Annotated in this window: 25 protein-coding genes; 17 read left to right on the top strand and 8 right to left on the bottom strand. The window is 70.1% G+C overall.

Annotation, left to right across the window (positions count from 1 at the left end; all coding sequences use genetic code 11):
• Window positions 1-169 precede the first annotated feature (169 nt).
• The 8 genes from K1J60_RS08425 to K1J60_RS08390 form a co-directional block, all read right to left on the bottom strand.
• The gene (locus tag K1J60_RS08425; RefSeq protein ID WP_220645637.1) at window positions 170-1684 is read right to left on the bottom strand and encodes a TraC family protein; all 1515 of its coding nucleotides are present in this window, start codon (window positions 1682-1684) and stop codon (window positions 170-172) included.
• A gap of 29 nt (window positions 1685-1713) precedes the next feature.
• Complete coding sequence (locus K1J60_RS08420; protein WP_220645636.1) at window positions 1714-2169, bottom strand: DUF6238 family protein; 456 nt, start codon at window positions 2167-2169, stop codon at window positions 1714-1716.
• 255 nt (window positions 2170-2424) lie between these two features.
• Window positions 2425-3897, bottom strand: a complete 1473-nt coding sequence (locus K1J60_RS08415; RefSeq protein ID WP_220645635.1) for an SCO6880 family protein — start codon at window positions 3895-3897, stop codon at window positions 2425-2427.
• A gap of 87 nt (window positions 3898-3984) precedes the next feature.
• On the bottom strand, window positions 3985-5349 hold the full coding sequence (locus K1J60_RS08410) for an SCO6881 family protein (protein ID WP_220645634.1): 1365 nt from the start codon (window positions 5347-5349) through the stop codon (window positions 3985-3987).
• Window positions 5350-5391: 42 nt separating this feature from the next.
• Window positions 5392-6075, bottom strand: coding sequence for a hypothetical protein (locus K1J60_RS08405; protein WP_220645633.1), 684 nt, complete (start codon window positions 6073-6075; stop codon window positions 5392-5394).
• The gene (locus K1J60_RS08400; RefSeq protein ID WP_217570564.1) at window positions 6075-6383 is read right to left on the bottom strand and encodes a DUF6112 family protein; all 309 of its coding nucleotides are present in this window, start codon (window positions 6381-6383) and stop codon (window positions 6075-6077) included. Before K1J60_RS08400 ends, K1J60_RS08405 begins: the two co-directional genes overlap by 1 nt.
• A gap of 254 nt (window positions 6384-6637) precedes the next feature.
• A complete protein-coding gene (locus tag K1J60_RS08395) occupies window positions 6638-7003 on the bottom strand; it encodes a hypothetical protein (RefSeq protein ID WP_220645632.1) in 366 nt (121 codons plus the stop codon).
• A gap of 196 nt (window positions 7004-7199) precedes the next feature.
• Window positions 7200-8315: a C40 family peptidase gene (locus tag K1J60_RS08390; protein WP_220645631.1), complete on the bottom strand. Its 1116-nt coding sequence runs from the start codon at window positions 8313-8315 to the stop codon at window positions 7200-7202.
• Window positions 8316-8851: 536 nt separating this feature from the next.
• On the opposite strand from K1J60_RS08390, the gene K1J60_RS08385 reads away from it, so the two are divergent.
• The 17 genes from K1J60_RS08385 (at window position 8852) to K1J60_RS08305 (ending at window position 22492) form a co-directional block, all read left to right on the top strand.
• Window positions 8852-9616 (top strand): DNA-methyltransferase, encoded by a 765-nt coding sequence (locus tag K1J60_RS08385; protein WP_220645630.1) that lies wholly within the window; start codon window positions 8852-8854, stop codon window positions 9614-9616.
• A gap of 1143 nt (window positions 9617-10759) precedes the next feature.
• Complete coding sequence (locus K1J60_RS08380) at window positions 10760-11005, top strand: hypothetical protein (RefSeq protein WP_220645629.1); 246 nt, start codon at window positions 10760-10762, stop codon at window positions 11003-11005.
• The gene (locus K1J60_RS08375; RefSeq protein ID WP_220645628.1) at window positions 10998-11618 is read left to right on the top strand and encodes an RNA polymerase sigma factor; all 621 of its coding nucleotides are present in this window, start codon (window positions 10998-11000) and stop codon (window positions 11616-11618) included. The genes K1J60_RS08380 and K1J60_RS08375 overlap by 8 nt, the downstream gene beginning before the upstream one ends.
• Window positions 11615-13555: a M48 family metallopeptidase gene (locus tag K1J60_RS08370; protein ID WP_220645627.1), complete on the top strand. Its 1941-nt coding sequence runs from the start codon at window positions 11615-11617 to the stop codon at window positions 13553-13555. The genes K1J60_RS08375 and K1J60_RS08370 overlap by 4 nt, the downstream gene beginning before the upstream one ends.
• A gap of 573 nt (window positions 13556-14128) precedes the next feature.
• Window positions 14129-14740, top strand: a complete 612-nt coding sequence (locus tag K1J60_RS08365; RefSeq protein ID WP_220651357.1) for a DUF4913 domain-containing protein — start codon at window positions 14129-14131, stop codon at window positions 14738-14740.
• The gene (locus K1J60_RS08360; RefSeq protein ID WP_220645626.1) at window positions 14737-15231 is read left to right on the top strand and encodes a type II toxin-antitoxin system RelE family toxin; all 495 of its coding nucleotides are present in this window, start codon (window positions 14737-14739) and stop codon (window positions 15229-15231) included. The genes K1J60_RS08365 and K1J60_RS08360 overlap by 4 nt, the downstream gene beginning before the upstream one ends.
• Window positions 15228-15815 carry a hypothetical protein gene (locus tag K1J60_RS08355; protein ID WP_220645625.1) on the top strand — a complete coding sequence of 196 codons (588 nt, stop codon included), beginning with the start codon at window positions 15228-15230 and terminating at the stop codon, window positions 15813-15815. The genes K1J60_RS08360 and K1J60_RS08355 overlap by 4 nt, the downstream gene beginning before the upstream one ends.
• A complete protein-coding gene (locus K1J60_RS46860; protein ID WP_317619747.1) occupies window positions 15734-16303 on the top strand; it encodes a GNAT family N-acetyltransferase in 570 nt (189 codons plus the stop codon). The genes K1J60_RS08355 and K1J60_RS46860 overlap by 82 nt, the downstream gene beginning before the upstream one ends.
• A 30-nt stretch (window positions 16304-16333) precedes the next feature.
• Complete coding sequence (locus K1J60_RS08345; RefSeq protein WP_220645624.1) at window positions 16334-17032, top strand: hypothetical protein; 699 nt, start codon at window positions 16334-16336, stop codon at window positions 17030-17032.
• Window positions 17033-17082: 50 nt separating this feature from the next.
• The gene (locus K1J60_RS08340; protein WP_220645623.1) at window positions 17083-17805 is read left to right on the top strand and encodes a hypothetical protein; all 723 of its coding nucleotides are present in this window, start codon (window positions 17083-17085) and stop codon (window positions 17803-17805) included.
• Window positions 17806-17992: 187 nt separating this feature from the next.
• Window positions 17993-18352 carry an SH3 domain-containing protein gene (locus K1J60_RS08335; RefSeq protein WP_220645622.1) on the top strand — a complete coding sequence of 120 codons (360 nt, stop codon included), beginning with the start codon at window positions 17993-17995 and terminating at the stop codon, window positions 18350-18352.
• A 112-nt stretch (window positions 18353-18464) separates the two neighbouring features.
• Window positions 18465-18941, top strand: a complete 477-nt coding sequence (locus tag K1J60_RS08330; protein ID WP_220645621.1) for a hypothetical protein — start codon at window positions 18465-18467, stop codon at window positions 18939-18941.
• On the top strand, window positions 18938-19381 hold the full coding sequence (locus tag K1J60_RS08325) for a hypothetical protein (RefSeq protein WP_220645620.1): 444 nt from the start codon (window positions 18938-18940) through the stop codon (window positions 19379-19381). Before K1J60_RS08330 ends, K1J60_RS08325 begins: the two co-directional genes overlap by 4 nt.
• A 9-nt stretch (window positions 19382-19390) precedes the next feature.
• Complete coding sequence (locus K1J60_RS08320) at window positions 19391-19819, top strand: hypothetical protein (RefSeq protein ID WP_220645619.1); 429 nt, start codon at window positions 19391-19393, stop codon at window positions 19817-19819.
• Window positions 19820-19848: 29 nt separating this feature from the next.
• Entirely contained in the window at window positions 19849-20736 is an 888-nt protein-coding gene (locus tag K1J60_RS08315) for a winged helix-turn-helix transcriptional regulator (protein WP_259407622.1), read from the top strand.
• A complete protein-coding gene (locus K1J60_RS08310) occupies window positions 20733-21254 on the top strand; it encodes a hypothetical protein (protein ID WP_220645618.1) in 522 nt (173 codons plus the stop codon). Before K1J60_RS08315 ends, K1J60_RS08310 begins: the two co-directional genes overlap by 4 nt.
• Entirely contained in the window at window positions 21251-22492 is a 1242-nt protein-coding gene (locus K1J60_RS08305) for an MFS transporter (protein ID WP_398683153.1), read from the top strand. Before K1J60_RS08310 ends, K1J60_RS08305 begins: the two co-directional genes overlap by 4 nt.
• The last annotated feature ends 17 nt before the right edge of the window (window positions 22493-22509 follow it).

The raw sequence follows: 22509 nt of genomic DNA, 5'->3' as shown, positions 1-22509 counted from the left end.
AGCGGTACAGGTCGTCCCTTGTGGCGGAGCGAGTGTGGTAGGCGCTGATCTGGTCGGCGGTGCGGCCGACGTTGTCGTACAGCTCGAAGTCGGGGTGCTGCAGGGGTACTCCAGGTCAGGTGGGTCAGAGTCGTTTCTGTCGCGCAGTGGGAGGGAACTCGCGGGAGTTCTAGTGCATGCGTGCGTCGGTGTCGAACAGGGCCAGCTCGTGAGGGTGGAGTTGATGTTGAACGATGAAAGATCGTCCGGCGACGCGCCACAGCCCGCGTCCGCGGTTGAGGCGGGCAATGGCGCCGGTCTCGACCGAGGTGAGCCCCAGCAGGGCTGCGGCGGCGTGGAGTTGGTCGGTTTCCTGGCGGTAGATGATGCGGGTGGAGCAGTCAGCCAGGAGGCCCTCGGCGAGGGCGCGGCCTTGTGATCCGGCGTCGCCGGCGGTGAGCAGGTCGGACAGCCGGTGGATGACCATGAGGTTGGCGATGCCCAGGCCGCGGGAGAGTTTCCACTGGGACTGCATGCGCTGGAGGAGTCCGGGGTGCCGCATCAGGCGCCAGGCTTCGTCGTAGACGATCCAGCGCCGACCTCCGTGCGGGTCGGTGAGGGCGGATTCCATCCAGGCGGATGCGCAGGTCATGGCGAGGACGAGGGCGGTGTCGTCGCCGGAGCCGCCGAGCCGGGACAGGTCGATGGTCAGCATCGGCGAGGTGGGATCGAATCGCACGGTGGAGGGGGCGTCGAACATGCCGGCCAGGTCGCCGTGGACCAATCTCCGCATAGCGTGGGCGAGGTCACGAGCGGCCTCGCCGAGCCGTCCGGACATGAGCCCAGCGGCGGCATCGAGCTGGTCGGGCTGGTTGAGGGTGGCCGCGATGTCGCCCAACAGCGGAGTGCGGTGGACAGTGGCGGCCTGGGCGACGACCGCGTCGAGGGCGACATCGAGCGCGGTGTGCTCCATCGGCAGCAGGTCGCGGCCGAGAACGGTGCGGGCGAGGGAGCCGAGCAGGAGCAGGCGGCGTTTGCGGATCTCGCCCGCCCAGTCGGCCTCCGGCACGTTGTCCGGCCGTGGGGCGGCGTCTAGCGGGTTGAGTTTGCCGGGCAGGCCGGGGCCGAGGGCGATGGAGGTGCCGCCGAGTGCGGAGGCGACGGGGGTCCATTCGCCCTTGGGGTCGCAGGGCACGTAGACGCGGTAGCCGTGGGCGATGGAGCGCAGGGCGAAGGACTTGGCCAGCGCGCTCTTGCCCTGGCCGATTACACCGGCGAGCAGGATGTTGGGGTTGGTGAACCCTTCGAGGCGCCCGTACAGGGAGAAGGGGTCGAAGGTGAAGGACGCTTCGGCGTGGACGTCGCGGCCGACGTAGATGCCCTCGGCGCCGAGACCGCCTTCGGCGAGGAAGGGGTACGCCCCGCTGGCGGTGGCGGTGGTCATGCGGTGCTGCGGCAGCTTCAGCCGGCTGCCGCGGGCGGAACCGGGGCCGGGACGGCCACGGGCCGGGTACAGCGGAGGCGGCATCTCGGGCTCGACCGGCTCGCTGCCGTCCGGGAGGGTGGTGGCTTCGGCGCGGGCCTTGGCGGCGGCTTCGGCGAGCTGACGGCGAGCGGTCTTGCGGCTGGCCCGGTCGGTGCCGTGGGGGGTGAACAGGGGGGATGCCGAGGCGCGGCGGGCGCGTCGGGCGGGCCGGTGGGTCATGGCGGGACGGGCTCGATTCGGCGCGGGTTCTAGATGGTGCAGCTGGTGGTGTGGCCGTGCAATGGCGTGGCCAGGTCGGCGGGGGTGGTCTTGCGGCGGATCGCGTGGGAGGCGGCCAGGTGCCGCTGGCAGATCGTGAGCACCAGCGGGCCGTCGGGGAGCCGCTCGGGTCGGCACTCCTCGGTTGCTGAGCCTTCGGTGCCGGTGGGCACAGTGTGGAAGGCGTCGTGGACGGCAGCGGTGGCCTGCCACAACCGCAGGTGCGCGGCGGCCAGATGACGCCCGGCGGCCGGATGCGGGGGCCGGGTGGTGTCGGTGAGCTGGTCGAGCAGCTGGTGGGCTGCGGTGAGGTGGGCGTGCAGCGTGTCCAGGTGGAGGCGGTCGGCCGGCGCGCAGGAGGTGGCGTGGCTACGGGTGTGGTGGCGCATGCCGGCGGTGGCTGCGCGGAGGTAGGGATGCGCGTCGGTGGTGGGGGGTGCGTTCAAGGGAGTCCTTGGTGCCGCAGAACGGCGAGGTCGGCGAGGGCGGGAACGGGTCCGGAGAGCGAAGTGGTGGTCGGCAGCGGCATATACCGGTGAGCGCGGATCGGCTGGTGGAGGCCCGGGCGGAGAGGGTCTGGGCGGGGCGAAAATCGACGTACTCACCGGAAGCGCTCAGTCCGGGGCGGCTCTGCCGGGGCAGGAAGACGATGTCCGGGCCATGCCATCTGGCGCAGCGGGAGCGTCATCCCGGCACCACTGTCACAGCGCCGTGCGGGCGAGCGGCAGGGCGGCGAGGGCGAACGCGTCGGGCTGCTGGAAGAAGAGCCTTCGCAGGTCGACCTGGGCGGTGACCGCGGCGGTCTCGATCTGCGCGCACGCGGCGTCGAGAGCGGCGTCCGTTGCGGCGCTGACGGTGAGCAGCCCGGTCAGGGCGACGTCGGCATGGCCGGCGATCAGCTGCCGCTCACGGACCTTGACGTCCGCGTACTCGACCGAGTCGGCCTCGGAATCCACCTGTCCGCGGCGGGCACGCTCGTTGGCGTCGGCGATGATCGCCGCCTTCTTACGCTGGACGTCGCGCAGCGCGGACTCAAGCCCCTGCGGCACGTAAATAAGAGACAGGCTGCGGCGGACCCCGGCGGTGAACATCAGCCCGTGCAGGAAGCCGGGAGTGGTCTCGGTGCGGGGCCAGTTCTCGATCCAGTACGTGGCGTGGCGGGCGCTGTCGGTGCCGAGGCGGTCGTACTCCTCGACCTGGACAACCGGCCCGGCAGCAGCAGGTTCGGCCTCGGCCCGCCCATTCGGCGACCACTGCTGCAGGGCGGACAGGGCGTGAGGGTCGTAGGAGGTGCGGATGACCGCGGCGATCTCCCGCGCAGTCAGCCAGCCCGTCACCATCAGCCCCGCGCTGCGCGCCGCGAGCGCGATGGCCGAAGTTGTCTGCTCCAGCACCGTGAAGGCGCCGGGGAGCCCGCCGCCGGCCTGGCTGATGAGGCGCTTGGCGGCCTTGAGGTCCAGGCTGATGGCCAGGTACGCCTCGTGCGGGGCGGCGGCTGGGCCGGCGGAGGCGACCAGTTCGGAGTACACCTGCCCGGCGACGGGGGTGTCGGGGCGGCCGTGCTGGGCCCAGTGACGGGCGAGGGTGTCGCCGGAGTCGGGGACGGTGCGTTCCAGCACCTGCACGGTGGCGACGTGTCCGGTGCGGGCGATGCCGGCCAGAGCCCGGCCCCAGCCCGCCACGTTCGAGTTCTGCGTGGCCGGATCGAGCAGGGCGTACGCGCGGCTGCTGACCCGGGCAATCGCGGTGAGCCGTTGGTGGTGCGGGTCGTGGACGGCGGCAGCCTGGTTGGCGGAGTCGCCGGGGGTGACGACCTTCAGGGAGGCGGCGGTGCCGGGCAGGTGGAGCACGCCGTCCTGGCGGGGCCGGGAGACCGGCCGGGCCAGCCACAGCGTCTGGCCGGTGCGGCGGCGGTGGGCGTAGCGGGAGACGATCGGAGCCCAGTCGATCAGGGACCTGCCGTCGCGGCGGACGGCGACCAGGGCAGCGACGACTGCCCATAGGGGGGTCAGGGCGATGGCGCCGAGCAGCCCGGTGGTCACCACTGTGATCAGCAGCAGCGCCAACGCAGCGGAGACGAGGGTGAGTTGGGGGAGGGAGAGGCCGAGGAGGATTCCGCGCCGTGAGCGGTGCGGGAATTTGACCGTGATCGGGGAGACGGATAGTTCAGACAAGGCCGGTTTCCGGGAAGGCGCGGGGCGGGGCCGGGACGGCACACCTGAAGGGGAGTGCGGGTGTGCCGTTCCGGCCTGCGGGCAGGGTCAGGGGCCGGTGGGCGGAGGGGGTGGAGTGCCGGTTCCGGCCGAAGGCGTGGAGGTCGGGGCTGGCGGGGCGCCCTGCGGCGGCGGGGTGGAAGCGTCGGCCGGAGACGCGGACGCGGACATGAAACCGCTGCCGGTGGGAGATCCCCCGCCGGAGGCCGGTCCAGGGCTGCCGCCGAGGTGGCCGCTGGTGTCCTCGCGCGGATTGGTCGGCGGTGGCTGCACGGCCTTCTCCAGACCGCTCTTGATCCCCTCGCCCCCGGATGACGGAGCGTCCGAACCGCCGCCTTCCTTGCCGGTGTCCGGCGTGGGGTTGGTGGCGATGTCGCCGGGGAAACCGCCCGGCACGGCGTCCGGGCCCTGGGGAGCGGCGCCCGCTCCGGCCGCGGCACCGCCAGTTCCTGCGGTGGCGACCGCGGCGGCGGCTTTGCGGCCGGCGCGTTCGGCGTGCTGGCGGGCCATCTGCGCGCCGGCTCCGCCGGAGCGGTGCAGCGTCTCGGCGTCGGAGCCTTCGGAGGCGGCCCAGTGGACGAACTTGAACGTGGCGTAGGGGCAGAGCAGGACGAGCGCCATGATGACGATGCCGGCCATGACGTCGGCGAGGGCGGCGACGCCGTCCTTGGCCTCCGTTTTGCCCATCGCCGCGATACCGAGCACGAAGATCACGGTCATCAGGAGCTTGGAGACGACCAGGGTGGCGGTGGCCTCGATCCAGCCCTTGCGCCAGCGCCGGGCGACCTCCCAGCCGCCGCCCGCTCCCGCGAAGACGGCGAGGGTGACCATGACGAGGATGCCGACCTTGCGGACCATCATCACGCACCAGTAGAGGAACGCGCCCAGGGCGGCGCCGACGCCGGCGAAGACGGCGACCAGCCAGCCCATCGCCGACAGGCCAGGGATCGCGGCGACCTTGACGATGCGGCGTACGGCGGAATCGATGGACAGGTTCGCCGCTTTGAGTAGGCCATCGGAGAGGGCGTCGACCACTTCGATGGCGACAGTGGTGAAGGCGATCGCGGTGAAGGCGAACAGGACGCCGGCGGCGGTGCCGGTGAATGCCTGCGTGAGGGCCTGGCCGTCGCGGCGGATCGCGGCGCGGACAAGCTGGGCGCAGAAGGTGGCGACAAGGACGATCAGGCCGATCGGCAGGATCATCTCGTAGTTGTCGCGGAACCATCCGGCGTTCAGGTCGACCTTGGTGGTGGTGTTGACCGCCTCGGCGGCCAAGTCGGCTCCGGCGGCGGCGAGTTCGCCCGCTGATTTGGCCATCCAGTTGCCGATGGCCGCGCCCGGGTCGGAGGCGAAGGAGACCGCGTCGCCGACCGCGCACAGTTTGTCCGCGAGGGGGAGGTCGCAGAAGCCCAAGGGGAGTCACCCCTCCTTTCTCTAGTGGGCTCGGGGCGCGTGTCAGGGCACGACGCGGGGGGAGATGGAGACCAGGGAGCAGTCGGCGTTGGGACGGCACTGCACGGCGAGGGTGATCGAGCGGTCCTCGGCGCCGGCGCCGCCCTTCTTCCAGGCGATCTGCTGCTTGCCGGTGACGGTGACGGCGTAGATGTACGCCTCGGTAATCGCCGACGGGTCGTCCGCCAGGGCCTGCTTGAACGCCGACGGGTAGTGGGCCTCGTCCACGGCGGCGGTGGCGTACTGGTCCTGGTCGGCCATCCGCGACCACAGCACCGGATCCGGTACCTGGGCAGTGAGGGAGGACCAGTCGGCGTACTTCGTCTCCGCCGTCAGCCACGCCTTCATCCCGGCGAGCTGCTGATCACGGCTGGTGGCCCGGGTGTCGTACGACCACAGCATCGCTGCGGCGGCCTTGGCGAAGTTGACCGGGTCGGCCACTGGCGGCGGCTTCGCCACCGAACCGGTCCCAGCCGACGCCGTCGGGTCGGCGGACGCGGAGGCGGTGCTGCTCGTGCTGGGCGGAGTGGAGGTCTGGCTGTCGCTGGTTCCGGTGCGGCCGGTGAACACAGCGACGGTGGCGGCGAGGGCGAGGAGGATGGCGAGGCCGATCGCGCTGACCGTGATGCGCTGCCGGGTCGACCAGCCGATGCCGTAGCCGGACAGGGAGGGGAATCGTTTCGGCATCAGTGGACTTGCGACCCGAGGGCGGAGAAGAACGCGACCACGCCGTTCGCGGCGCCGAGGCCGAGGGCGGCGCCGGCCGAAACGACCGCGCCTTTCTTGCCGTTGGCCTCGGCCTGGTGGCCGCCGGTGTGGTGGCCCCAGGCCCACACGCCGAGGGAGACGGCGAGCGCGCCGACCACAGCGACGATCGCGAACAGGTTGATCGAGTTGACCACGTTCTTCAGCACGGCGAGGCCGGGCAGGCCGCCACCCGAGGGTGTGATGCCGGGGTCGTAGGCCAGGTACTGCACAGTGTCGAGCAGGTGCAAAGGGAGGCTCCTTGCGCGCGCCGAAGCCGACGCGCGGGAATCAATGAAGAGAAGAGGAGGAGGTGCGAGGCGGCGGCCTCGGGGAGGCGGACGGCAGCCGTACGGGATCTGGCCGAGCCCGTCGACGCATGCGAAGCGTCGTCGCGCGCGAGGGCACAGCAGCGCTCGTTCCGAGGCTGGGGAGAGGCCACAACGCGGGCCGGTGCCGCTTCGACGGCGCTACGGCTCAGCCTCTGATCCGGCTGCTTGGCTTACTACTTCGGGATCGGCGGTGTGGGCGCGCCGTTGCTGCCGTACGGGTTCGCGCACTGGTAGATCACGTAGCCGCGGATCTTCTTGCCGTCGGACTTCCGGGTCACCGTGCCCCGGGTGTACCAGGTCTTCTCGGAGCGCTTGTACGCGAACTGGTTGTAGGCGATCTTGTCGTGCCGGTAGGCGACGCCCAGCGCAGTGGCGTTCTTCGCAGGGGACTTGCGTACCTTGACCGCGCTGCACGAGATCGTCGTATGGCCGGTGTCAGACGCCTGAGCCGTGGCGGCGGTGGCCAGGCCGCCAACTGCGACGGCCAGGCCCGTCGAGGCGGCCGCAAGAGCGCGCCGGACGCGGTGGTGAGGTATCACTCAGATGCTCCGTGATGTCGAGACAGAGGAGGGAGAGAAACGGGCAGGTCGTCCTGCCGATGGGCCGCATGCAGGCGGGCAAGGAAGCGGCCCAGGGGGATTGGGAGCCGCGATCCGGCTCACATGCCGTGCGTGGCCGTTCCCGCGCTGAACTGGTGATGCAGGCGGCATGTGGGGTCTGCGTCCCGACCAGGGGTCAGATGACACGGCGGGCGGCGAGGATGGCCCAGTCCGCCAGGGGCGTGATTCGAACTGGCTTGCCAGTCCGGGGTGCCTCGATCGCGAGGCCCGAGCCGATGTACATGCCGACGTGTTCGGGGCGGGCGGCGTTGCCGCGGGAGAAGATCAGGTCACCGGGCTTGAGCGACTTGGGGGAGACGGCGTTGCCCTCGTTGATCTGGGTGTACGTGGTGCGGGTGAGCTGGATGCCGGCATGGGTGTACGCCTGCTGGGTCAGTGAGCTGCAGTCGCAGCGGCCCATCGGGTCCGGGCCGTGCGGCGCGGTGCAGGTGCCGCCCCACTGGTACATCGTGCCGAGCTGCGCCATCGCCCAGGCGATCGCCTTGCGGGCCCTCGGGTCGGCGTCCTTGGGGATCGAGTAGCCCTTCGGTACGGACCCTTCGGGGATGGTGCCGTATCCGGAGCCGTCCTCGGTCGCCGTGCAGGACGCGGTGCTGGAGGTGGTGTCCGTCTCCGTGGCGTCCTGGTCGGCGTCGGGGAAGGTGGCGGCGATCGCCTTCTGCAGGGCGGTGGCCAGCTCCTCCCACTTCGCGTAGGCGTCGGGGTAGGCGGAGCGCTGGACCTTCTGCGCGGCCTGGGCGACGGTCAGTTGCTGCCATCCGTCCACCGCGAGCAGGTGCTCGTAGAACTGGGTGGAGGCGTAGACGGGATCGTGGATCTCCTCGGCGGTACCCCAGCCCTGGCTCGGGCGCTGCTGGAACAGCCCGAGCGAGTCGCGGTCGCCGGAGCTGAGGTTGCGCAGCCGTGATTCCTGCATCGCGGTGGCGAGCGCGATGATCTGGCCCTTCTTCGGCACGTGGAGGCTGATCCCGGTGGCCACGATGGTCTGAGCACTGGGGATCTGCTCCTCGGGCAGGCTCAGGCCCTCGACGTGGACGTCTTTGGCGGATGCGCCGTTGAGGATCCTGGTGACCTGCTCGACGACGGCGTCGGTGTCGACGTCGCCCACGCAGGTGAGGGACGAGTAGGTGCTCTGGGCGGCCTCGCTGGAGGAGGCCATCAGCATGGCCGTGCCGGCGAGGAGGAGAGGGGAGAGGGCGACGACGCCGATGCCGGCGGCTACGCCCTTCAACCGGGGACGCCTCCCGAGCGGCAGTCACGGTCCGGGGGCCGGTGTTCGGGCAGGGGAGGGTAGGGAGCTGTCACAAGGGGGTCCTTCGAAGGCACGGTCCCGGCCGCGCGGCAGTAGAGGCGGAAAGGGCGCTGCGGCACGGGAGTTGGGTGAGTCGGGGATGTACCTCGTGAGCGCTGGTTTCAGCTCACGAGGCGCGTGGGTGTCAGGTCACGTGTGCCGGGGCACGGGAAAATCTCCATGAAGGCAGGGGCAGGGATTGCGCCATCGGCGGTGTTCGCCGGGCAGTTCCAAAACAGTAAGGGCGGATCCCCGGTTGCCGAAATCGCGGGCGATCAAGCCCTGATTTCCTGGGCTGGAAGGCGGCGATGCGTCTCAACCGGGGATCGTGCCTTACAGTTTTGGCTCCTCCCCTCGCCACCCCACTTTCGTAGGTCAGCGGTGCCGTCATGCCCGCATTCGGCCTGCCCGGGGTTACATGCGTGAGCCGGAGGTCTTCCCCCTCATCTCACCCGACCCGAAATTGGGGTATCTCTTTGCCTTTTTCCCTGCACCAGGGCGACGCGCTCAGCGTCCTCGCCGAACTGCCGGAAGGCTGTGTCGACTCCGTCATCACCGACCCGCCGTACAACTCCGGTGGCCGGACGGCGAAGGAGCGCACCTCCCGCAGCGCGAAGCAGAAGTACACCTCCGCCGACGCCGGCCATAACCTGCCGGACTTCACCGGCGAGAACATGGATCAGCGCTCGTACGGGTTCTGGCTGACGCAGATCATGACCGAAGCACACCGGCTCGCCAAGACGGGTGGCACGGCGCTGCTGTTCACCGACTGGCGTCAGCTCCCCACCACGACGGACGCGATCCAGGCGGCCGGGTGGCTGTGGCGTGGTGTGCTGGCCTGGCACAAGCCGCAGGCCAGGCCCCAGAAGGGCCGCTTCACGCAGAACTGCGAGTTCATCGTCTGGGCCTCCAAGGGTGCCATCGACGCCTCCCGCAACCCGGTCTACCTGCCCGGCCTCTACAGCGCGTCGCAGCCGTCGGGCAAGAACCGCCAGCACATCACCCAGAAGCCGGTCGAGGTGATGCGCGAGCTGGTCAAGATCTGCCCCGAGCAGGGCACGGTGCTCGACTTCTGCGCCGGCTCCGGCTCGACCGGCGTCGCCGCCCTTCTGGAAGGCCGTGACTTCATCGGCGTCGAGAAGACCGAGCACTACGCGACGATCGCCGAAGCTCGGCTTTTGGAAACGATGCAACAGACCGCACGGCGCGAGGACTTCATTCTTGCTGGTCCCGAGGAATAGTGACGTCCTGAGCGAGGCGAGTCTGGAGCATTCGGTCAGGGCACTTACCGCTCAAGCAGCGCAGTGCAACAATTTTGCGTTGTATGCATCATCCGGAGTGGGTGGTGAGCATGATCGAGGCTCCGGGCTCGGCGCTGCTGGTGTTGGCGGACGATGTCGTGCCGTTGGACCCGGAATCGACGGTGTTTCGGGCGATGTTGGAGGGCTGGGCCTGCCAGCAGCGGGCGCGGTTTCTTGACGAGCGAGAGACCGTCGATCCGCGTCTGGCTTGGTGCGGCGGATGGTGGCGTTCACCGGGCTGTATCCCTGGCAGTGGACGCCTGCGGAGGCGGAGGCGTTCATTAGCGATCTCGGCTCGGGGCCACGGCCGATAACGGTGTCCATGGCGCGGAGTTACGAGATCACGCTCCAGCTGTTCTGCGCGTACTTGACCGATGCCCGCTACCAGTGGGGCCGGGTCTGCTCGGAGCATTCGGGATGGCGCCGCAGCAGGTGTTCCACGAGTGGAACAGCGTGAAGCACGTCGTGGACTATGAAGGCGACCCGCGGCGACGGCCGTTGGACTACGACGAGGTCCAGGCCCTGTTCGATGCGGCGGACGGCCGGGTGGAACAGATCCGGTCCCGGCGCGTCACAGGTCCGCATCTCGACACGCCACCACCCTCCTTCGGACCTCCACGTGCTGACGAACGCCGAGGTCCACCGCTGACGGACGATCACCTCCTACCGATCACACACCAGACCGCATGAGCATTCCAACCGTTCCCCATGCCAGCCCCATGACCAGCGGATTCAGGTTGAACAACGCTCAGTAGCCGGGAGAAGCCCAGTAGGCTGCCCGGCGGACCTTGACCCATCAGTGACGTCAATCATGCGCCTCGTACGAACCGGCCCGCTGGCGCTCTGCTGCTGTACGCCGTGTGCGCCCGCCAACGCTCCTTTGCGCCCTTTGGGATATGTGTGGAGCGCAGTGGCCCGGGGACGGAGTTGTCCTGGCGTGCGTTGTGGCGCGAAGTGGGGGGCCGCATGGTCCGAAGAGAGCAGCGCTCAAAAAAGATTCGGTGCTTCGTTGCACGGATGTGCCCCGCGAGTCGTCAGTACTCCGACTCCGGCAGATGCCGGTGGTGAACGGAAGGGGACGGCATGTCCTGGGTGGAACCGGTTGTGGTGATCGTCGTGTTGGCGGCGCTGAGGCTTGGGGGCGAGGTGGTCCGCTGGTTGCGGGCGAAGGCGAAGGACGAGGCACGGGCGGCGATGCTCGTCGGGATCCTGCGGGAGTGCGGGCCCGGCGCGGTCCTGACCGAGCGTTCCGGAGAAGCGGCACTGACCGTCCGCTCCGGCGGGACGCCGACCGCCGGACTCCCGGAGGAGGGCTCCAGTCGTGGCTGATGTGTCTCCCGGCGCCGACTTCGCCGAGTACTGTCACGCCAACCGGGACCGCTTGGTCGCCATGGGCATCCTCATCTGCGGCAGTCGCCAGCAGTCGGAGGACGCCGTCCAGGAGGCCATGCTCGCGGCGATGGAGCAATGGGAGTCGATCAAGGAACCACATGCCTGGTTCTCCACGGTGGTACGCCGCAAGCTCATCGACGAAGCCCGCAAATGGCGTAATCGCCTCTGGCGTCCACGCCCCGACAGTGAGTTGCCGCTCCCCGCTTCCTGCCCGTCCGCGCAGCGGGAGGCCGTCCTCGCCGTGCTCGGCACCCTCCATCGCCTGCCGGCCCGTCAGCGCCAGGTCGTGCACCTTCAAGCCCAGGAGCTGACGAGTGAGGAGATCGCCGTCCGTCTGGGCATGACTGTCCCCACGGTCAGGTCCCACCTCCGCCACGCCAGGAAGCGGCTTCGGCTGCTGCTGGACATGCCGCCCGAGATCGACTCCTGCGGTGACTGGCTCGACACCGAGGGCAGGACCGACCGGATCGCCGAACGACTGCGCGAGGCCGAGGAGTGGCTCGCGCTCGGCCTGCGGGCCCAACGGCTCGCCGAGGGAACCCGACGATGACCCGCCGGGTACGCATCGCGACAGCCTCAGTGCTGCTGCTCGGGTTCTACGTGCTGGTCGCCGGAGGCGCCCTGCTCTGGCTTCTCCTCTTCGGCGCGGCGCTGTGGCTGACCGTGTTCACCAGCCAGCCGTTCCCCGCCCAGGTGTTCGTGGTCTGCGCGGGAACGGCGCCATTGGCGGTCGCCCTCGCGGACGCCGCGTACCGGACGATCTTCCTCACCACCGACACCCCGGAAGACGAGGTCCTGGCCGATGTCGGGCAGGCACCGCAGCTGTACGGGCTCGTCCAGGAAGTGGCCGCGGAGTTGGGCACCGAACCGCCCTCGATCATCAGGTTCACCACCAACGCCAACGCCGCGGTCATCGAGACGGACACCCGTTTCATCGGCCTGGGTGAAGGAAACCGCTGCCTGGTCATCGGCCTGCCGCTGCTGGCCGTGCTGACGCAAGACCAGTTGCGGGCCGTCCTCGCCCACGAACTCGCGCACTTCTCCCTCGGCCACAGCCGGGCCCGCGCCTTCACACTCAGGCTCGACACAAGTCTGCGACTCGCAGAAGACTCTCTCGACCGGATGGGCGACGCGAACGGGCTGGTGCGGCAGTATCGCGGGCTCCCGCGGCTCTTCGTCGCGGGTTACCGGCGATTCGCGCGCATGCTCACCGCCGCCACCCGCAGGCGGCAGGAGGAAGAGGCCGACAGGGAGGCCGTCCGGCTGTACGGCGTGGACCTCCTAGCGGACGCTTTACGGGCCAGAGGCGATGTCGAACTCGCTTGGCCCGCCTTCCGGAAGACGTTCCTGGACCGCAAGCGCGAGCCGGTGGGCCGACGGCCCGACGACCCCTTCCGGGTGTTCGCCATGATGGCCGCCTCGCCCGAGATGCGGCCCGCCTTCGAGCGCCTGCGAGCGCAGGTGGTGTCGGACCCTCGGCACTCCCCGTGCGACGCTCCGCACGCGGACTTCGCCGCCCGGATCAGAGCCGCCCGTACGGCCGGACCACGGACGGGCCGGACTGCGGCGATCGCTGCCCGTGCCGGGGATCTGCTGCCGGACATGCTGTACGAGAACGACCTCGTTCGGTTGCTTCCCGAGTGCGAGGTGGCGCAGCTCATGCCCTGGCAGGACTGGGTTGCAGTGCTGGCCGAGCGGCGAGCCGTCCGGCTGGTCGGGGCACTGATGCGGGCGGTCGACGACGTGGCCGGTGGCGGACCCGACGCGCTGTCCCTCCGGCGGGTGATCGCCGTTCTCGACTCCGGCGAGCGCATGCCTCTGGCCTGGGCTCTCGGGTCGCGCCTGCCGCGCAACCGCCGACGGAACGACGACCCACTGGCGGTACTCGTCACTGCCGTCACCGCGCTCGTGTCGGCTCTGCTCGTCTCCGGGTGCGGTGCATCCTGGCGGTTCGACTGGACGGGCGGAGTTATCGCTGAACCCGCCGACGGCACACCGCCGGAGGACGTGGCGGCGTGGGTCGAGGAGGCAGTGTTCCAACCTGACCGGACCGCCTGGCTCACCTTCCGTCTGGCGGAACTGGGGCTCGACGACAGGACCCCGGCGTGCCGGCTCTCCGCCCCGTCCGCGACCGACGGCGGAGCCGCAGCGGACTTCGTCCTGGGCGAGGTCGACACGGAGCTTCCGGAGAAGACCAGCAGCCTGGTCTTCGTGCTCAGGTCTGCGGCACTGTCAGTGATCGTCGGGAGCGTCCTGCTGGGTCTCGCCGTCTCCTGGGGCCAAGGCAGGGAGTGGCTACGGCACGACACCACCCGAAGCGACACTTTCGACTCGGGCGGCGGAACTGGTCACGTCCCCAGTGCTACGACCTCGGGCCCGTTCCCGAGCTGGTCGCCGACACCCCTGATGCCGGTTCCTGGGGCCGAGGCGCCGCCGTCGCTGCCCTTGTCGACACCCCTCGATGTCGGCCCCTTAACCGTCCCCTAACCCTTGTCCACGCGAGTCCTTTCCTGGGCGTAGGAGGGACTCGCGTCACGGGTAGGTGCACGTGCCCCTGTTGCCCGATGGACTCATGCCGACCTCCCGAACAGACCGTCCACGGTGTGACCTGCACGCGGCGTCCGTAACTGCAGGGCTTCAGGGCCACCCAGACTGTCAAACCGGGTGTGCCCGCGATGACCTGCGCGGGTGTGTAAGCCGCAGCCTGGAGCGCGACTGTTGGGCGTTGACACTCGTGACTGTGAGTAACGTAGGAATACCTGCATGAGGGACAACCACACTCCGCCGGTAGCCGACCGGCTGACCGAGACCCTGCAACAGACCCTGAATCAGGACGACTTCGTCCTGTCCTCCTGACCCGCAGGGGCTGTCCGACCTGGGCGGAATCTGAATTACCGGATTCCTTCCCGGTCATGAGTGCAAGCGTTATAGCACCGGATCCCCGGTTAGCGAAACCGGGGATCGTCCGGATGGTTGGAGCCGCCATCCCAGCCCATGGGAAGCGGCTTCAAGGAGGACCCTTTCGTGCCTGAATCCATAAACCCCACCGATGACGGGGAAATGGAACCGGTCCGGTTGCCGGACACGGATCTGGAAAGTATCGAGGCCAGCGTGCGCAAGCTGCTCAAGCAGTCGGCCCAGCAGGCCCAGCAGCTCGACAGCCTGTCCACGGAGCCCGGACCACGCGCGTTCGACGGCTTCGGCCTTCCGGGATTCGCCGGCCTGCCGGTACCGCCTGCCCCACCGGAGCCGCGCCCGATCCTGGAACTGGATGGCGAGGAGTACGAGGACGAACTCGACGGCCTCAGCGACTGGGTGGACGACTTCCTCATGCCCATTTACGGCGCGGAGGTCACCACGGCCACGCCCTGGTGCCAGCAGTGGCAGGAACACGACTGTGTCGTCGCCTGGCTGCATGCCCTGTGGCTGGCCTACCAGCAGCACAAGGACCCCGAAGCCGGACCCAGCGGCTTGTTCGTGTGGCACCGTGACTTCCTCACCCATGCCTTGACCACCGTTCGCGCCCCTGGCGGGCCGCTGTCCGCGTGCATGACCGACCCGGACCGGCCCGCCCACCGCCTGCTGCCCGGGCCCAAACCCTCCACCCGGGCGGCGAGTTCCCCCGCCGACGAGCCACCCACGGTCGGCGAGCCGGGCCAGGCCGCCGTATGAGCGATCCCGAACCCCGACCGGCCTTCGGCCTGTCCTTCGACCCGAGGGCTCTGACCGACCTGCTCCAGGCCCCGGGCGACATCCGCGACTTGGCCCTCGACCAGCTCCAGAAGGTCGTCAACGCCCAGTTGTTCGGCGGCAAGCTGACCGAGGAGCTGACCGGGTGCCGCAAGCTCTATGTCGATCACCGCAACGCCTGGCGCATCGTCTACGCCCAGCGCCCGGCCCCACCCGGCGCGACGCACCGCACCGAGATCCACGTCGTCGCCGTACGCCCGCGCGCCCGGCACGACGTGTACGAAACGGCCCGTGCCCGCCTCGGTATCGCCCGGCGCCCGACCGGCGCGCGCACCCACGCCGCCCGCGCCCGCTCCCCGCAACTGGACACGCAACGGCCGCCGATCCCCAAGCCCGGCCCGCCGCCCTACGCGGTGCCCGGCCTTCCCGCAGCCGCACCCACGCACACTCCCCTGAAAGGCCCTGTCCGTTGACCCGCCTGTCCTTCATCCTCGACCGTGTCGCCGAGGCGCTGGCTGTCGAGCCCCCGTCCGCCAATCAGCATCACCTGGCCATCTTGGAGATCGCCCGGGACTGCTACGACCTCGACGAGGCACTCGACGCCCTCGTCGGCGACCACGCAGATGGTGTCCTCGCCATCGAACGACCCGACACCTTCGCCCACCGGCTCGCCGAACGCCTGCGGCTCGAAGTGGAGTTGACCCGGCTGGTGTCCCAGCCCTGCTGCTGCGCGCCGGTCTCCGAGGCCACCGAAGCCCAGGAGGACTTCGCGCTGCACTGCGGGAGCGAGCCCGAAACGATCCTGCATGCCTGCCGTGACGCCTTCGCCGCCGCCGGCGATCCGCCCGCCCTGACGGCAGCGGACCTCATCGGCTTGCTCAGCGACCTCGCCGGAGGCTCCGACGGGCGCGGCCCGTACGCCGGACTGACCGAGGCCCGCCTGGCCAAGCTCCTGGCCCTGAACAACGTGTACGCCTGCGCCATGGACGAAGACAGGGAAGTCAAGGGGTACCGGCGCGGTGCCGTGCTGATCGCCCTGCAGGGCTTCGCCCCCTGATCCACCAGCCGTCCCTCGCCACGATCCACCCAGCGACCGAGGCGGACCGGCCGCTGGCCGATTCCCTCCACCAGGACTGCTCCGAGTCGAACCTGCTCCTGCGCTGGGGGCGGACCCGAATCACCCATCGCGACTTCACCCGGCTGCTGGACCACTGCGATGTCTGGATCGGCCTTGACGCCGAGGGCCGTCCGCTTGCGATGGTCTCGGCCGGGCTCGTCAGCCACGAAGCTGGCGTCGTCGATCTCGGACTGCAGGTCGCCGACGCCCACCAGCGCCGCGGCATCGGCACCCTGCTGGCCCGGCACGCCGCCGACCACGCCCGCCGCAGTGGCGCCCACACCCTGACTGCGTACCTCCACGCCGCTAACACGCCGATGCTGCGCCTCCTCGCCCGGCTCGGCCCCGCCGTACACACCCGCGACGGCTCTCACCTCGATGTCCGCATTCCCCTCGGCGACATCCCCGCCGGCCATGCGCCGTCGTGATCGCCCCCACCGAGAAACCAGTCCTATTTCATGCCTGCCACTCCTGCCCCCGCGCCGGCGAAGAAGGCGCTCACGGCGCTCGATCACCGCATCGAGGCGGCCGTCGGCCACAGCATCGACCAGCTGTGGCAGCACCGCGACCGCGACCTCCTCGACGAGCCACGCAGCCGCCTGGTCGACGCCCACCGCACTCTGGTCCAGGCCGAACACGGCGTGACCTTCTACCGGGTCCAGCTCCAGCGGCTGGCCTCCGGGGAGTTCGCGGTCGACCAGGCCCTGTTCTCGCGCATCAACCGCACCGTCGCCACGCTGGAAGAGGCCGCCGCCATCCGCGACGAGCGCGAGCAACAGGTCGTGGCGGCGCTCGAACCCATCGAGGCTGCCGTTCGTTCGAGTGGAACAGGTCCGGCGGCGGAGCTGCCAGCGTCGGATCAGGCGGCCCTGCTGGCCATCGCCCAGGGCGCCAAGCTGCGCGAACACCTACTCACCCAGCGCCTGTCGGTCGTGACCGCATCCGGTACCCGCCTCGCCTACAGCCAGTTTCAGCGACTTGAGGCGGCCGGTCTCGTCGTGCGCGACGACGCTCATCCGCTGCACGCCGGGCAGCCCGTCACCCTCACCGACACCGGCCGTGCGCTCCTCGCCGCACCGCACCGGCCGGCCACGCGGACTGCACCGCCCGCGCAGCGTCCCGGAACCTGGCCAGCCTCTTCCGCCCCCCGCCGCTGACCCGGGCGCCAGGACCGCCACTTCAACCGCTGATCGATCCGAAAGCATCTATGGCCCAAGACACCCCGGACTTCCGTCTCGATGGCTACAGGGCTGTCAACGACTCCGTCGACGAACAGTTCTGGCAGCACATCGGCATCGACGAGGACCAGCTCACGGTCCTGGCCAAGCACCACACCAGCGACGGCCGGCACAGCTACTTCGTGCTCCACAACGGGGCCGTCACCTGGGGCATCCCAGGTGACGCCCAACTCGTCGCCCTCCACCTCCAGCGCGACACCGCCACAAGGACCTTCCGCTTCGACCACGCCACGCTGCCCTTGCCGGCGATGGCCCAGTCCTGGCTGATAGCCCGCGGCTGCTCCGAGGACAAGATCCTGCTGCCCGAGGGACTGGGCGGCACACCCGCCGACGACGCCACTCGTGCGCTGGAGGAGCGGTTGCGTGGCGACGGCGATCACTTCGCCCTCCTGACCAGCTACACCAAGGACGACGCGCCCCTGCAGACCATGGTGCTGCTGCGGGCGCTGGACGAACGAGTCCCCCTGCCCTTCCGGGTGCTGCTGGAAGAAGTCGACACCGACACCTGGACACGAACCCTGCGCGAAGGCGGCTTCGCCACCTTCGAAGCCGCCACGACGTGGTGGGAAGCGCACTGGAGCGGCCAAGACCTCCCGCTGCCCACGACCGCGCCTCCCGCCCGCCAGAGCCCCCGGCCTGTGGCTGCGGCACGCGTCGTGTCATCTGAACCACCGCGCCGGCCCGGCCGGTGAGGGCTGCGGCAACGCCCGTTGATTTCCGTGCGATTCACGCCGCTCCCGTCCGGCGGCGGCGAAACATAGCACTCCATCCCCGGTTAGCGAAACCGGGGATTCTCCGGACTCTTGAATCCGGCCCGCACAGGCAACTGTCCGGCCTGCATTCTCTGTTCCTTCTTCCTGACATGGAGCCCAATTCCCCATGCGCTCAACCCGAATTGCGATATCCGCCGCACTGCTCGGCGCGCTCGCACTGCCCCTCGCGTCGGCTTCTGCGGCCACCGCAGCGCCGAGGTCCGTCGCCACTGCGGTGCCCGCGTCATCCTGCACCAGCAAGCCGTACCTCCCGTGGGCGGTCCACGGCACCAACGCCGTGACCATCCGCAAGAAGGCGACGACCAAGTCCACCGCCGTCGGCATCCTCTACAAGTCGCACAAGTTCACGGTGCACAAGACCACCAAGGGTGCGAAGTGGGTGTACATCACCGACAAGACCACCGGCGTCAAGGGCTGGGTTTCCGGGACCTACGTCTATCGCGACGTCCGCATGTGCCTGGACTAACCAGTCTGCCCCTCTCTCCCGAACGGCCCTGAATCGCACTCGTCTGTAAGGCGGTTGGGCCGTGGAAATGCCACGCCCTGTCTCCTCGAATCCAACGGAAAGGAATTGCGCTGTGCCTGACGCCGACGACGTGCTGGGCGTCCTGACCGAGCAGATCCAGTCCCGCTTCCAGATGCCGATTGCCGAGCTGCGACGCGCGGTAGTCGCCGCCCCGCAGGCCCACCCGGAAGCCACCACGATCGTGCGCTGGCACGGGCTGCTTACCGAGGCCCAGCAGGTGTTGAACAGGGCCGAAGACGCCCTTGCCCAAGCCCTCGCCCACCACGTCGACACGGTGCCCGACGGCGAATTCGTCGAGCTGCCCGAACACGTCATGCGGCTCGCGGACTCGGTGAACAGCGCGCACACCGTGCGGGAGGGACGCGCCATGACGGTGCGCCACCTCCTCGACCCTCAGGCGATCGGGAACCGCAGCCCGGGGGCGTGGCGCGGGACGGCGCCCACCGCCCGCCGGGGCCCGGCCCTGCCCACCACCGCACCGTCCGTGCCGGACACCGCGCAGGCACCCGTACGCGGGGCGGCCCGGTGAGCGTGGCCGACAAGACCTCCAGCCAGGACAGCCTGCTGGAGCAGACGTTCGGCGCCGCCGTGCGTGAGCTGTACACGCAGGCGTCCGGCCGCGATGCGTCCGCGGCGCTGCGGCGGGCGCTGGAGCTGCGCTCCTTCCTCGTGGTGGCCGAGGAGCAGGTGGCCTGGGTACGGGACCGCGTCCACGAGGCCACCGCCGCCGATCGCGACATGAGCGAACTGTCCGCCGACGACCTGCGCTTCGACGCCCAGTGGATGGAAGCGGCCCTGGCCGGGCGCAACGGCTACGTCGCCGCCCTCGGCCAGCTGCTGCGCACCATGCCTCCACCCGGGCCGGTGCCACGCCGTCCCGTACGGCTCACGCAGCCGACGACCACCACCGCCCTTCCGCCTGCCCCGGCCGACATCCGAGCCGGGGCAGTGCGAGGGCCCCGACCGTGAAAGCCCCGATTGCCCGCACCTGACGCCACGGCCCAGACGATCGCCGAGCGCATCGAGGACCTGTACGCCCAGCCGCTGGCCGACCTCGGAACCTTGGCTGGCCTCAACCCCGACGGCAGCATGCTCGCCGCCCTGATCGCTGGCCTCACCGACCTGCAGTTCGCCGAGCGCAACATCGACTTCCAACGCCAGCGGCTGCTTCAACTGGCCGATCCGGAACGAGAGATCGGCACCTTCGAGGCAGGTCACATCCTCGACTGCGCGCGCCGGATCTCCGACGCCGTCGCCACCCGCGACGCCCACGCCAAGACCCTGAGCGGAGTCCTGGCCAGCCTGCACCGCGTCCCCGCCCCGGACGCGAAGCCCGAGCCCGCGCCGGCCGCCCCCACTGCCGCACCGGTTCCCGCTCCCGCGCGTGCCGTCGCCCGCACCCGCTGACCCATCGCCCCGCCTGAGGAGATTCCCCCTTGGCCGCCACCGGTCTGTCCCGCACCAACCTGAACGACCTGTCCCGCGTCACCGAGAGCCTTCAGATGCTTGCCCCCAACTGGAGCGTGTGGGTGCTGATGACCCTCGCCGCCCAGCCGCTGCGCTACAGCGAGGCCAAGGCAAAGCTCGCCCTGCTTGCGGACGGCCAGCTCCACCCGAAGCTGGGCAAGCTCGTCGACGCCGGTCTCGTCGAACGCACCGAGCACACCCCCCGGCACGTCACCTACGGACTGACCCGTCGCGGCGCCGACCTGATGCCCGTCCTGCCCGTGCTCGCCGCCTGGGGGGACACGCATCTGGAGAAGCCTCTCGTACGGAACAAGGCCACCGGCGAACTTCAGCCGCAGCCGGTCGCGGTGGCACAGAACATCGAGGACACGATCGCTCTGATCAGCCCGCGGCACTCCACACCGCTGGTGTGGGCGCTGAAAGCCCGCGGGCTGGCGAGCGCCAAGGCACTGGCCGCAGAGGTCATGCCCACCTACAGCCTCAGCCGCGTCTACCCGCCGCTGCGCCGGGTGATCGACGACGGACTGGCCGAGACCACACCGTCCGGCGACTACCAGCTCTCCGCCAGCGGGCGGGCCCTCGCCCCGGTCTACCAGGCCCTCTCCGCGTGGGCGGCCGGATACCCCCTCGCCGAAGCTACCCACTCCCTGTGGGGCCAGGCCCTGACACCGTCTCCCTCAGCCCGCTCGGGACCATGGCTGACCACCCAGTCCCGACTTCCCGCGCCACCGGCCGCGCCCGCCCCGGGCCAGATGGCCAAGGCCCCGGCCACACCGTGGCAGCCCGGCGACCTCTTCTCCCACCCGATACCCGCCCGCCCCCTGGCGATCTCTCCGGCAGGAGGCCCGCGCCGATGACCAGCACCGCGATCCTCAACCAGCCGCACACCGGCCAGGTCATCAACACCTTGTCCCTGCCATCCCTGATCCGGCTGGTCAGCGAGATCGACGACAACGGCCCCATCAGCCACCAACGCGGCAGCCTCCAGGGCGCCTTCGGCGACCTCACCCGCCACCAGCTGCGCTACGCCATCGACGTCGCCCGCGCACTGGGCCTGGTGCATTTCGCCGACCACGCACCGGCCCGCTACCGGCTCACCGAAGCAGGCGAGGATCTCGCCGAGCTGTACGACACCGTCGCCCGCTGGTCCCGCACCCACCAATACCCCAGCACCGTCAGCGACTTCGTCACCCGCGTCCAGCACACCCTGAAACTGCTCGGGGACAACGGCGCCGTCTTCCCCACCGAGGCGGCCTTCGCGCTTGGTCAGCTGCGGACCACTCTGGCCGACTGGCTCCAGACGCATCCGCAGGTCCTTGACGCCGTGGCATCCCGCTCCTCCCACGCGGCGGATGAGACGGAGCACGCTGCGTGAGAGCCCGTACCGGAAACCGGCCCTCCCACCGACCGGTTTCCCCCCTGCTGCGCAGTGTCTATCTCCCGCGCAGCATGGACGCCGCCGCGTTCGCCATGACGACGTACGGCATCCCCCTGCTGGTCCTCGCCACCACCGGATCCGCGGCCCTCACGGGCTTGGCCTTCGCCCTGGAATGGGCGCCGCGGCTGATGGCCTTCGCCGTGGCTGGTGCCCTGGTCGACCGCCACGGCACCACCCGCGTCTTCCGCCTCGCGGCCACCGCCCGGGCCACCCTCGTCCTGGCCGCCGCGCTGCTCCTTGGGGCCCAGACGGGCGGGCCGGGGAAGACAATCACGGTGATGGTGCTCGCCGCCGGCACCGGTGTGCTCACCGAGTTCAGCTACGTCGCGGCCGAAACCGCGGGCGGGCTGGCAAGCCGTACCGCCGGTGCGCGTGCTCACCGTGTGCAGTCGGTGCTCCTCGGCATCGATCAGACGGCGACCCTGGCCGGACCCGCGCTCGCCGGACTGCTCCTCGCCCACACCGGCGCCACCGGCGTGCTCGCCGCGACCGCCGCCTTCTCCCTGCTCGCCGCCGCCCTCGCCCCCAAGCAGCACACCGACCAGCACGCCACTACCCCGGCGGCCGTACGGCAGGGATGGAAGACGGGCTGGCAGACCCTGCGCGCGCTGCCGGCACTCGGCTGGCTCGTCGCGGGGCTGACACTGTCCAACCTCGCCGTCGGCCTCCTGCAGGCCGCCGCCCCGGTGATCGTCGTCCAGCAGTTCGGCCACTCCAGCGCCGATGTCGGCCTGCTCTGGTCGGCAGCCGCCGCAGCCTCCCTGATCGCGATCTCCCTGTGCCGCCACGCCATCGACCGCTGCGGTCTGTGGCCCGCCGGGGCCGTCTGCGCGACGACCACGGCCTCGGCCTGCCTCACCCTCGCCCTCACGCACACCTACCCCGCCTATCTGGCGTTGATCGCGCTCTTCATGGCCGGCGAAAGCGGCATGACCGTCGTGCTGCGCACCCTGCGCTCCCACCTGATCCCCGCCGACGTCTTCGGCAACACCCTCGCGGTGACGATCCTGCTGCTCCTTACGCCCTTCCCGGTCGCAGGCCTGCTCGTTGCCGCCATCCCGCCCAGCCAGCTCGGCCATGCGATCACCGCCTGCGCCGTCCTGCAGGCAATCGGCCTCGCCACCGCCTTCACCCGGCTGCGCACCCTCCCGGACCTGCGCCCGTCAGCCGCCTGACCTCCACCTCGCACCTG

Source organism: Streptomyces akebiae (genome assembly GCF_019599145.1).
GTDB lineage: Bacteria > Actinomycetota > Actinomycetes > Streptomycetales > Streptomycetaceae > Streptomyces > Streptomyces akebiae.
Note: the sequence above shows the minus strand (reverse complement) of the source record. Positions and strands in the feature narration are given on the sequence as shown.

Excerpts from the sequence above, each read along its gene's own strand:
- K1J60_RS08425 (WP_220645637.1), bottom strand. The coding sequence starts at position 1,684 with ATGACCCACCGGCCCGCCCGACGCGCCCGCCGCGCCTCGGCATCCCCC.
- K1J60_RS08405 (WP_220645633.1), bottom strand. The coding sequence starts at position 6,075 with ATGCCGAAACGATTCCCCTCCCTGTCCGGCTACGGCATCGGCTGGTCG.
- K1J60_RS08380 (WP_220645629.1), top strand. The coding sequence starts at position 10,760 with ATGTCCTGGGTGGAACCGGTTGTGGTGATCGTCGTGTTGGCGGCGCTG.
- K1J60_RS08370 (WP_220645627.1), top strand. The coding sequence starts at position 11,615 with ATGACCCGCCGGGTACGCATCGCGACAGCCTCAGTGCTGCTGCTCGGG.
- K1J60_RS08365 (WP_220651357.1), top strand. The coding sequence starts at position 14,129 with ATGGAACCGGTCCGGTTGCCGGACACGGATCTGGAAAGTATCGAGGCC.
- K1J60_RS08360 (WP_220645626.1), top strand. The coding sequence starts at position 14,737 with ATGAGCGATCCCGAACCCCGACCGGCCTTCGGCCTGTCCTTCGACCCG.
- K1J60_RS08345 (WP_220645624.1), top strand. The coding sequence starts at position 16,334 with ATGCCTGCCACTCCTGCCCCCGCGCCGGCGAAGAAGGCGCTCACGGCG.
- K1J60_RS08340 (WP_220645623.1), top strand. The coding sequence starts at position 17,083 with ATGGCCCAAGACACCCCGGACTTCCGTCTCGATGGCTACAGGGCTGTC.
- K1J60_RS08335 (WP_220645622.1), top strand. The coding sequence starts at position 17,993 with ATGCGCTCAACCCGAATTGCGATATCCGCCGCACTGCTCGGCGCGCTC.
- K1J60_RS08310 (WP_220645618.1), top strand. The coding sequence starts at position 20,733 with ATGACCAGCACCGCGATCCTCAACCAGCCGCACACCGGCCAGGTCATC.